This is a genomic window from Acidisphaera sp. S103 (genome assembly GCF_009765975.1).
Lineage (GTDB): Bacteria > Pseudomonadota > Alphaproteobacteria > Acetobacterales > Acetobacteraceae > Rhodopila.
This window is the reverse complement of sequence record NZ_LMUJ01000049.1, coordinates 1-10,401: the sequence shown is the minus strand read 5'-3', so window position 1 is coordinate 10,401 and position 10,401 is coordinate 1. Positions and strand designations below refer to the sequence as shown.

Below are 10,401 nucleotides of genomic sequence, written 5' to 3'. Positions count from 1 at the left end.
TGCCTCCTGCCTTGCTCAGTTGCGGACCATGCTGAACCGCTTGCTCGACAAGCAAGGAATTGTCGCGCCTGCTGCTTGAAATGGCGAACATGAGAGTGGATAGAATCTAACATTTGATGACCTCTTTTGACGGCAGCGATAATTTTGGCGGGATCCTTTGTCCAGTGGAAAGGTCGCGGGTCAGCGTTGGTCTCTGCCAGAAAGCGTTTGATCGCGGCCTGTAGTTCGACAACCGAGCAGAACACGCCTGTTTTGAGCCTACGCTTGGTCAGTTTGGCGAAAAATCCTTCGACGGCATTCATTCAGGAGGCCGATGTGGGCGCGAAATGGAAAGTCCACCTCGGATGCCGGGCCAGCCATTGCTTGACCTTCGGATGTTTGTGAGTGGCGTAGTTATCGACGATGGCGTGGATCGCCTTTGGCACGGCCGCCTCGGTTGCATTGAGAAAGCGGATAAACTCTTGATGCCGGTGGCGCTGCATGCAGCGTCCAATCACCGTGCCATCCAGCACATTCAGGGCCGCGAACAACGTGGTGGTGCCATTCCGCTTGTAGCCGTGCGTCATCGTACCGCAGCGGCCCTTTTTCATGGGGAGGCCCGGCTGGGTCCGGTCAAGTGCCTGAATTTGGCTCTTTTCGTCGATCGACAAAACAACGGCATGCTCTGGGGGATGGACGTAAAGCCCGACGATATCGATCAGCTTATCGGCGAACCGCGGGTCGTTGGACAGCTTGAACAAGCTGATTTTATGCGGCTGGAGGCCGTGCTTGCGCCAGATCCGCTGCACCGAACTGACGCTGATGCCAATGTGCCTGGCCATCGCGACCGAGGTCCAATGTGTTGTCTCGCCGGGCGCCGCGGTCTGTGTGGCGGCGACTACGCGGGTCTCCATCTCGCTTCCAAGCGGCGGAATGCGCGAGGGGCGGGTCTTGTCACGCAGTAGGTCCGGTAGGCCTTCGGCCAGAAACCGCTCCTGCCATCGCCAAACCGACGTCTTGCTCGTACGGTCCGGCGCGTGAGTTCCATCGTGCCGCAGCCATCGGCGGTCAAAAGCACGATTTGGGCACGCCAGACGTGCTTTTGCGGGCTGTTGCGATCCGTCACGATCACAGTGAGGGCCTGACGCTCAGCTTTGGTAAGGTCGATTGTGGTGACTTTGCGCATCCCGCAGACTCGCATAGGCAAGTATCCGGGAGAATCCTAAATCGGATGCAAATGTCAGATTAGATCCACTAGCATATCCGGTGGCCGAACCACCATCAGACATCGATTCGAAAATGCGCGCTACCCGAACGCCGCACAAACAAAAAGGGGCGGACCCTGCGGTCCGCCCCCTTCGCAACGTAACAGCAGACGAACGGATTAGAAATCCATCCCGTCCATGCCGCCCATTCCACCCATGCCGCCGCCACCCGGGGGCATGCCACCGCCAGCGCCTTTCTTCTCCGGACGCTCAGCCACCATCGCCTCGGTGGTGATCAGCAGGCCGGACACCGAAGCGGCGTCCTGCAGAGCCGTGCGCACGACCTTCGTCGGGTCGATGATGCCGGCCTTCACCAGGTCCTTGAATTCACCGGACTGGGCGTCGAAGCCGAAGTTGTAGGCGTCGTTCTCGAGGGTCTTGCCCGCGATCACGGCGCCGTCTTCACCGGCGTTCTCGGCGATCTGGCGCAGCGGGGTCTGGATCGCCTTGCGGATGATCTCGATCCCGAAGCGCTGGTCGTCGTTGTCGGCCTTGATCTTGCTCAGGATCAGCGAGGCCCGAGCCAGGGCAACACCGCCGCCCGGAACGATACCTTCCTCGACCGCCGCGCGCGTGGCGTGCAGGCTGTCGTCAACGCGATCCTTGCGCTCCTTCACTTCCACTTCGGTGCTGCCACCGACGCGGATGACGGCCACGCCGCCGGCCAGCTTCGCCAGGCGCTCTTGCAGCTTCTCGCGGTCGTAGTCCGAGGTGGTTTCCTCGATCTGCGCCCGGATCTGACCGCAACGGCCCTGGATGTCGTTCTTCTTGCCGGCGCCTTCGACGATCGTGGTGTTTTCCTTCTCGATCAGGATCTTCTTGGCCTTGCCGAGGTCCGCGAGCTTCACGTTCTCCAGCTTGATGCCAAGGTCTTCGCTGATCACGGTGCCACCGGTCAGGATCGCGATGTCTTCCAGCATCGCCTTGCGGCGATCACCGAAGCCAGGCGCCTTCACGGCAACGACCTTCAGGCCGCCGCGCAGCTTGTTCACCACCAGGGTGGCGAGCGCTTCGCCTTCGACGTCCTCGGCGATGATCACCAGCGGACGGCCGGACTGCACGATGCTTTCCAGCAGCGGCAGCATCGGCTGCAGGCCGGACAGCTTCTTCTCGTGGATCAGGATGTAGGGCTGGTCCATCTCGGCGATCATCTTCTCCGCATTCGTGATGAAATACGGGGAGACGTAGCCGCGGTCGAACTGCATGCCCTCGACGACGTCGAGTTCGGTGGCGATGCCCTTGGCTTCTTCGACGGTGATGACACCCTCGTTGCCGACCTTCTGCATGGCTTCGGCGATCATCTTGCCGATCTCGGTCTCACCGTTGGCGGAGATCGTGCCAACCTGGGCAGTTTCGGCCGGGGTGGTGATCTTCTTGGAGCGCTTCTTCAGCTCCTCGACGACGGCCGCGACGGCCTTGTCGATGCCGCGCTTCAGGTCCATCGGGTTCATGCCGGCGGCAACCGCCTTGGCGCCTTCGCGGACGATCGACTGCGCCAGCACCGTGGCGGTGGTGGTGCCGTCACCAGCGATGTCGTTGGTCTTCGAGGCCACTTCGCGCACCATCTGGGCGCCCATGTTCTCGAACTTGTCGGCCAGCTCGATCTCCTTGGCGACGGTGACGCCGTCCTTGGTGATCCGCGGCGCGCCGAAGCTCTTGTCCAGAACCACGTTACGGCCCTTGGGGCCCAGCGTGACCTTTACCGCGTCGGCCAGGATATCCACGCCGCGCAGCATGCGGGCGCGGGCTTCGCCGCCGAAGCGAACGTCCTTTGCAGCCATTCTTCGTATTCCCTCGTCTGTGTGTGACTACTTTGTCCGGAGCATCCGGTGGGCGCCGTGAGTCGTGGCCATTGCGTGATCCACGACCCTTCGCGACCGGATGCGCGCGTAGAAAGAAGGGGAGACCGCTTACGCGGCCTTCTTCTTGCCGGCGGAGGCGGTCGCCGTGATGATGCCCATGATGTCGGACTCCTTCATGATCAGGAGCTCCTCACCATCAAGCTTCACTTCCGTGCCGGACCACTTGCCGAACAGGATCTTGTCGCCGGCCTTGACGTCGAGCGGGACGAGCGCGCCCGCTTCGTTACGGGCGCCGGGGCCGACGGCGATGACTTCGCCTTCCATCGGCTTTTCCTTGGCCGTGTCGGGGATGATGATGCCGCCGGCGGTCTTTTCTTCCGCGGTCAGGCGCCGGACTACGACCCGGTCGTGCAGGGGACGGAAACTCATTGTTTAAAGCTCCTGAGTTCGTTCTCAGTCGGTGATTGAACGGATGCCAAAACCAGACACGAGCCTCCCATGAGCACCCTGCCGGTTGTTAGCACTCCCTCACTGGGAGTGCCAGCGATCTAACCCTGCCCGCGCCGCGAGTCAAGCGTTTGGCAGCACTCTTTCGAGGGGAGTGCTAAGATGCTGAATTTATTGTGTTTATAGTTGCATATAGAGAAGATTCTCCGACATCATCCTGTCATCCGGCTGGTGTCGCTGGGCCGGGGATCGAACCCGGGAACGATCAGGCCGCGCGATACGCTCTGAAAGGAAGCAGAAACCATGAGCCTGGTTCGGCAGTTGCAGGATTATCGCCTGACGACGGTTGAGATCCTCTACCATATGCCCGATCATCCGAGCGTATTGCAGACGTTTATCTGGCAGGATCTGGATATTGCCCCGCGCTATCCCGTGCTGCACAAATTCCTGGATTTCTGGAAGCGGGAAATCGAGGGCAGCCTGCATTCCGTGCGGGTTGCATCGGCAAGCCTGGTCAAGCCCGCCAGCATCGGTCACGCGGATGCGTTGCTGCGGCTGCATTGAACGTGATCGGCTGAGGCCGGCACCAGGGATGGCCGGAACCAGGGGTGAAAAGTGACCGGGTAAGGTTGCGACGCTTCTTTAACGCTGCCGCACACCTTATAGTAAGGGCATGCCCTTCGACGTTCATGATTTTCCGGACGCTTCCCGCATGGATCGCGCTGCGACGCGTCAAAGCCGTCGCCTTGTCGCCATCTGGCTTTTCACCGTTGCCGCGATGATCCTGGTGATGGTCGTTCTTGGCGGTGCCACCAGACTGACCGGCTCCGGGCTGTCGATCATGGAGTGGGACCCGCTGATGGGGGCGCTGCCGCCGATGAGCCATGCGGAATGGCAACGGCTGTTCGCGCTGTATCAGAAAATTCCACAATACGCCCTGATGAATGACGGCTTCGGCCTTGCCGGCTTCAAGCACATTTTCTGGCTGGAATGGACCCATCGCCTGTGGGGACGGCTGATCGGCGTGGTCTTCCTGTTGCCGTTGCTCTGGTTCTGGGCGACGGCTCGGATCGAGCGTCATCTGGTCCCGCGCCTGGGTTTGCTGTTCGTCCTTGGCGGCCTGCAGGGCGCGGTCGGCTGGTTCATGGTCGCGTCCGGCTTCGAGGCCGACTCGACTTCGGTATCGCCATACCGTTTGGTGGTGCATCTCGGGCTGGCCTTGATCCTTTATGCCGCGATCGTCTGGACCGGGCTGTCGGCGCTGCATCCGATCCGTTACCGGCCGGCGACGCCGCCCTTGCTGCGCGGCCTGGCGTTCACCTGCCTGGCGGTGCTGAGTCTGACGATCGTGGCCGGCGGCCTGACGGCCGGAACGCATGCCGGATTCACCTATAACACGTTCCCGCTGATGGACGGGCGGCTGGTGCCGGACGGCTATGCGATGCTGCATCCGTGGATCCGCAACCTGACGGAAAATATCGCCGCCGTGCAATTCGATCATCGTCTGTTGGCCACGATGACCTTGATCCTGGTCTCCACCCTGGCGGCGCTTGGCTGGCGTTTGGGTCTGCCGAGGCCGCTTGCGGCCTGCCTCGCGGTGGCGGTGGCAGGGCAATATGCCCTGGGCGTGACCACCTTGCTGCTGGTGGTGCCGGTTTCGGTCGCGACCCTGCACCAATCGGGCGCGGTCATCCTGCTGACCGTCATACTGGTCGTGGTGCATCGTTTGTTCGGCGTCCGCCGCCGTCAGGTCGATATGCCGGGACCGGTCGAGATATCGCCCACATGACCGAACGGGTCACGGTTTCACTTGAGACCGTGTTCGATGCGATCCCAGTGGGACTTAATGTGGTCGATGCGGATCGCCGCATCGTCCTGATGAACAGGGCCTTCCGTGAATCGCTTGGGTTGCGGCTCGATCCCTATCCGCCGGGTACCTTGGTGGAGGACGCCGTCCGAGCCGCGGTGCTGCGCGGGGTCTACGGTCCCGGTGATCCGGAGAGCCAGGTCCGGGCGGTCATGGCGGTCGATCACGGTCATCCCGGCCGTCTGCGCCGTTGCAGCTTTGCCGGCCGCACCTTCGATTTGTTCAACACACCCTTGCCGGACGGCGGCTATGTCGTCACCGCCGTCGAATCCACGGGCCTGCTGGCCGATCGGGCCGATGCCGAAAACGCGCTGGCGCAGACCGCGACGGCCCTGACGACGCTGCGGATCGGACTGGCGGTATTCGATTCGCAGCGGCGCCTGTCGCTGGTCAATCCTCGTTTCCCGGCCTTGCTGGCCCTGCCGCCGGATCGCGTCGTGGCCGGCTTCAGCTTCGTCGCCATGCTAACCCTGATGGAAACGCGGGAAGAATTTGCCGGTCCGGACGGTTTGGCGTTCATCGCCTCCCTGCGGGATGCGGCGCCGGGCATCTCCTGGAACCACCGCCTGCATCGCGCGGATGGGCGGTCGATCGACGTCATGTTCGACGCGTTGCCGGACGGCGGCTGCGCGATCTCGGTCAGTGACATCACGCCGCAGGCTCGCGCCGAGGATGAGGCGTACCGGCGCGCGCATCTGTTGGACCTTGTGCTGCTGAATATCCCGCACGGGATTTGCGTCTACGGCCCCGACCACCGCATCACGAAGGTGAACGATACATATAATAGAGTGATGGAGGGTGCGCCGGTGCGGATCGGCGACCACCGGTCCGACCTTATCCGCCAGCGTGCCGAAGCCGGCGAATATGGTGAGGGCGTGACGGAAACCGTCATCGCCGTCCAGGTGGCATACGATACCTCCCGCCCGCAGAGGCGCCGCCGGGTGCGCCCGAACGGCACCGCCATTGATGTCCGAACCGCGCCTTTGCCGGATGGCGGCCATATCAGCGTCGTGACCGATATTACCGAACTGGTGCAGGCGGAGGCGGAGGTGCGCCGGCGTGCCGAGGACATGAGCACGATGCTGGGCAATATCCGGCATGGCATCATGTTGTGGGGACCGGACCGGATTCTGGTGGCCAGCAACCCGGTGGCGACCGAACTGCTCGACCTGCCCGCGGACCTGCTGACCCCCGGCCGTCCGGAGGCCGAGGTGATCGCCGCGCTGTCCGAACGCGGGCATTTCGGTTCGGGCGATGAGGTCGCGAAACGGGCGCGGATGCTTCTGCACCTGGACCGCACCACGCCGTTCGGCCGGGAAATCGCGACCCGGTCGGGCCGCGTTCTGCACGCTCAGTCGAACCCCGCGCCAGGCGGCGGCTGGATCAGCACGTTCTCCGACATCACGAAGATGCGGGAGACCGAATCGGAGCTGCGGCGGGCGAAGGAACTGGCGGAGGCGGCGAACCAGGCGAAATCCCGCTTCCTGGCGACCATGAGCCATGAGCTTCGTACGCCGCTGAACGCGATCATCGGGTTCTCGGACGCGTTGGCGCGGGAGAACGGCGACGTCCCGGCGAAACTGGTCGCGGAATACAGCGGCCAGATCAACGAGGCCGGCAAGCAGCTTCTGTCGCTGATCAACATCATCCTTGATGTTGCCGGGATCGAAAGTGGCCGGTTCGAGGCGGGCGCTGAAAGCGTCGATATCGTCAAGGCCATCCACGCGGCTGTTCGGCAGGCCGACAGCGCCGCCCAGGCCGGCGAGGTCGCGATCGAATTGGCACTTCCCGATACGCTGCCCTGGTTGCGGGGCGACGAACGCCGGATCAGCCAGGCGCTGTCACAGATCCTGTCGAATGCGGTGAAATTCACGAAAGCCGGTGGCTCCATCACGGTTGAGGGCGGATTGACGCCGGAGGCGGATTTGTTCGTGTCGGTCACGGATACCGGCATTGGCATACCGGCTGCCGCGTTGGAGCGGGTTTTCGAACCGTTCACCCAGTTGGATGGGTCATTATCGCGCCGTTATCCGGGGGCCGGCCTGGGGCTTTTCACGGCGCGGGCGATCGCGATGGCCCATGGTGGCCAACTGCATCTTGCCAGCCGAGCCGGAGAGGGCACCAGCGTCCGGATTATCCTGCCGGGGTCTCGCATCCTGAATCCTGAGGGGCCGTGAGCCGAGGTTGAAGCGGCTTGGCCGGCACGGGTGGTCAAAGCCGGCCGGACGTACCATCTTTCTACGAGCAAACGTTGAAGGATTGCCCCCATGAGCGCCATCGCCGCCACCGACAAGCTGTTTTTCGAACGAGCGGACGCCGCGCTGGACCAGGCCGCCGCCGCGCAAATCGTCGATCAGGCGCTGCGCGGCAGCGACGACGGGGAGCTTTTCCTGGAATACCGTGAAAGCGAATCCATCAGCCTGGACGACGGCAATATCCGTTCGGCGAATTTCGATTCGGGCCTGGGATTTGGCCTGCGGGCGGTGGCCGGCGAGGCGACCGGCTATGCGCATTCGGGCGAAATCTCCGAGGAGGCGCTGCGGCGGGCGGCGGCGACCGTCTCGGCGATTTCCGGGGGGCATTCGGGAACGGCCGCCGAACCGCCGCGGGCGACAAATTCACGGCTTTATTCGGACGCGAATCCGCTTCGGCTGATGGATTTTTCCGCGCGCACCTCACTGCTGGGGGAAATCGATGCTTATGCCCGGGGCAAGGATCCGCGGGTAAAGCAGGTTATGGCGTCAATCAGCGGTGAATGGCAGGCAGTGCAGATCATGCGCCCTGACGGCACGCGCGTCGCCGACCTGCGCCCGCTGGTCCGGCTGAATGTGTCGGTGGTGGTGGAGCAAGGTGGGCGGCGTGAAACCGGTGGTCACGGCACGGGCGGCCGCTTTTCTTACGATTTTGTCACGCAGGAGAGCACGTGGCGGGGTGCCGTTGACGAGGCGCTGCGTCAGGCCCTGGTCAATCTGGACAGCCGGCCCGCGCCCGCCGGGGAAATGCCGGTCGTGCTGGGGCCGGGTTGGCCGGGCATCTTGCTGCATGAGGCGATCGGGCATGGCCTGGAAGGCGACTTCAATCGCAAGAAGACCTCGGCGTTCGCTGATCTGATGGGCAAGCGAATTGCGTCGCCTGGAGTCACGGTGATCGATGACGGCACCATGCCGGATCGCCGCGGCAGTCTGACGGTCGACGACGAGGGCACGCCGACCAGCCGTACAGTGCTGATTGAGGACGGAATTCTGGTCGGCTATCTGCAGGACAGGCTGAATGCGCGGCTGATGGGGATGCGGGCGACCGGGAACGGCCGGCGTCAATCCTATGCCCATGCGCCGATGCCGCGCATGACCAACACCGTGATGCTGGGTGGATCGAACACGCCGGAGGAGATGATCGCGTCCGTCAAACGCGGTCTCTACGCCGTTAATTTTGGTGGTGGGCAGGTGGATATCACGTCCGGCAAGTTCGTGTTCTCGGCCAGCGAGGCGTACATGATCGAGGACGGGAAGGTCACGGCGCCGGTCAAAGGGGCGACGTTGATCGGTAATGGGCCTGATTCGCTGACCCGGGTGCAGATGATCGGTAACGACATGGCGCTGGATCCCGGAATCGGGACGTGTGGAAAGCACGGGCAGGGAGTACCGGTGGGTGTTGGCCAGCCGACGCTAAAACTTTCTGGTTTGACGATCGGTGGCACGGCAGCGTGAATTAACGCTTTCCAGATTCGTTAATCCTGAGACTCGGCTGCCTTCGGGTGGCCGAGTTTTTTTTGTGCGTTTTATCGGGCCAGGCGCGGATGACTTCTGTCCCATTAATTAGCCGCGCACTCGCAATGCGATACCAGTCGCAAGTATTAACACAACTTATTCGATATAATTGTAATCGACTTTTAGTAAACGTCTTCAAATTATTTTGGCTTTGTAGTCGAAGCACTGACGATTTGACGTTAACTTAACGTCAAAAAAACGATAATAAATTCTCATTCTGTGAATATGTCTCCATCAACGGATCGCAAACGGTTTCTGAGCGGTTCGTAAACTCGGAACAAAGTCACAGAAAGGTCACGCCAATGTCCGCTTTCACAAATGTCTTCGCCCTGGTTTCCACCACCGACGCTTCCAAGGTTCGTCTGGGCGGTTTCGCTCCTTCGCTCGCCACGGTTGACGCTTCCAAGGTCCGTATGGGCGGCTTTGCTCCTTCTCTCGCCACGGTTGACGCTTCCAAGGTTCGCATGGGTGGTTTCGCTCCTTCGCTCGCCACGGTTGATGCTTCCAAGGTCCGCATGGGCGGCTTTGCTCCTTCGCTCGCCACGGTTGACGCTTCCAAGGTTCGCCTGGGTGGCTTTGCTCCTTCGCTCGCCACGGTTGACGCTTCCAAGGTTCGCTTGGGTGGCTTTGCTCCTTCGCTCGCGACGGTTGACGCTTCCAAGGTTCGCCTGGGTGGTTTCGCTCCTTCGCTCGCCACGGTTGATGCTTCCAAGGTCCGCATGGGCGGCTTTGCTCCTTCGCTCGCGACGGTTGACGCTTCCAAGGTTCGCCTGGGTGGTTTCGCTCCTTCGCTCGCCACGGTTGACGCTTCCAAGGTTCGCCTGGGCGGTTTCGCTCCTTCGCTCGCCACGGTTGATGCTTCCAAGGTTCGCCTGGGCGGTTTCGCTCCCTCGCTCGCCACGGTTGACGCTTCCAAGGTCCGCATGGGCGGCTTCGCACCGACGCTGACGACCGCCGACATTGGTAAGGTCCGGATGGGTGGCTTTGCTCCGACCCTTTCCACTGTCGACGCTTCCAAGGTCCGCTTGGGCGGCTTTGCCCCGACGCTTGCGACGGTTGATGCTTCCAAGGTTCGGATGGGCGGCTTCGCTCCGACGCTGGCGACGGTTGATGCCTCCAAGGTTCGGATGGGCGGTTTCGCTCCGACGCTTGCCACGGTTGACGCTTCGAAGGTCCGCATGGGCGGCTTCGCTCCGACGCTGGCGACGGTTGATGCCTCCAAGGTTCGGATGGGCGGTTTCGCTCCGACGCTTGCCACGGTTGACGCTTCGAAG

7 protein-coding genes and 1 pseudogene are annotated in these 10,401 nt (G+C 62.4%); 5 read left to right on the top strand and 3 right to left on the bottom strand.

From position 1 onward, the window contains the following. Positions 1 to 98: 98 nt before the first annotated feature. From GSQ89_RS14330 to groES, 3 genes and pseudogenes are all read right to left on the bottom strand, one after another. A pseudogene (locus GSQ89_RS14330) lies at positions 99 to 1,165 on the bottom strand (IS630 family transposase); the annotation flags it as partial. 198 nt (positions 1,166 to 1,363) lie between these two features. Next, on the bottom strand, positions 1,364 to 3,025 hold the full coding sequence (gene groL, locus GSQ89_RS14325; RefSeq protein WP_158926278.1) for a chaperonin GroEL: 1,662 nt from the start codon (positions 3,023 to 3,025) through the stop codon (positions 1,364 to 1,366). A gap of 129 nt (positions 3,026 to 3,154) precedes the next feature. Continuing rightward, positions 3,155 to 3,475 carry a co-chaperone GroES gene (groES, locus tag GSQ89_RS14320; protein WP_158926276.1) on the bottom strand — a complete coding sequence of 107 codons (321 nt, stop codon included), beginning with the start codon at positions 3,473 to 3,475 and terminating at the stop codon, positions 3,155 to 3,157. Positions 3,476 to 3,796: 321 nt separating this feature from the next. Between groES and GSQ89_RS14315 the strand changes: the two genes are divergently transcribed. The 5 genes from GSQ89_RS14315 to GSQ89_RS14295 all read left to right on the top strand — a co-directional run. Then, positions 3,797 to 4,057, top strand: coding sequence for an usg protein (locus tag GSQ89_RS14315; RefSeq protein WP_158926274.1), 261 nt, complete (start codon positions 3,797 to 3,799; stop codon positions 4,055 to 4,057). A 148-nt stretch (positions 4,058 to 4,205) separates the two neighbouring features. Further along, positions 4,206 to 5,282 carry a COX15/CtaA family protein gene (locus GSQ89_RS14310; RefSeq protein WP_158926272.1) on the top strand — a complete coding sequence of 359 codons (1,077 nt, stop codon included), beginning with the start codon at positions 4,206 to 4,208 and terminating at the stop codon, positions 5,280 to 5,282. After that, complete coding sequence (locus GSQ89_RS14305; protein ID WP_158926270.1) at positions 5,279 to 7,537, top strand: PAS-domain containing protein; 2,259 nt, start codon at positions 5,279 to 5,281, stop codon at positions 7,535 to 7,537. The genes GSQ89_RS14310 and GSQ89_RS14305 overlap by 4 nt, the downstream gene beginning before the upstream one ends. Positions 7,538 to 7,627: 90 nt before the next feature. After that, positions 7,628 to 9,067, top strand: coding sequence for a metalloprotease TldD (gene tldD, locus GSQ89_RS14300; RefSeq protein ID WP_158926268.1), 1,440 nt, complete (start codon positions 7,628 to 7,630; stop codon positions 9,065 to 9,067). 362 nt (positions 9,068 to 9,429) lie between these two features. Continuing rightward, the coding region (locus GSQ89_RS14295) for a hypothetical protein (RefSeq protein ID WP_158926266.1) at positions 9,430 to 10,401 on the top strand (972 nt) is incomplete at its 3' end.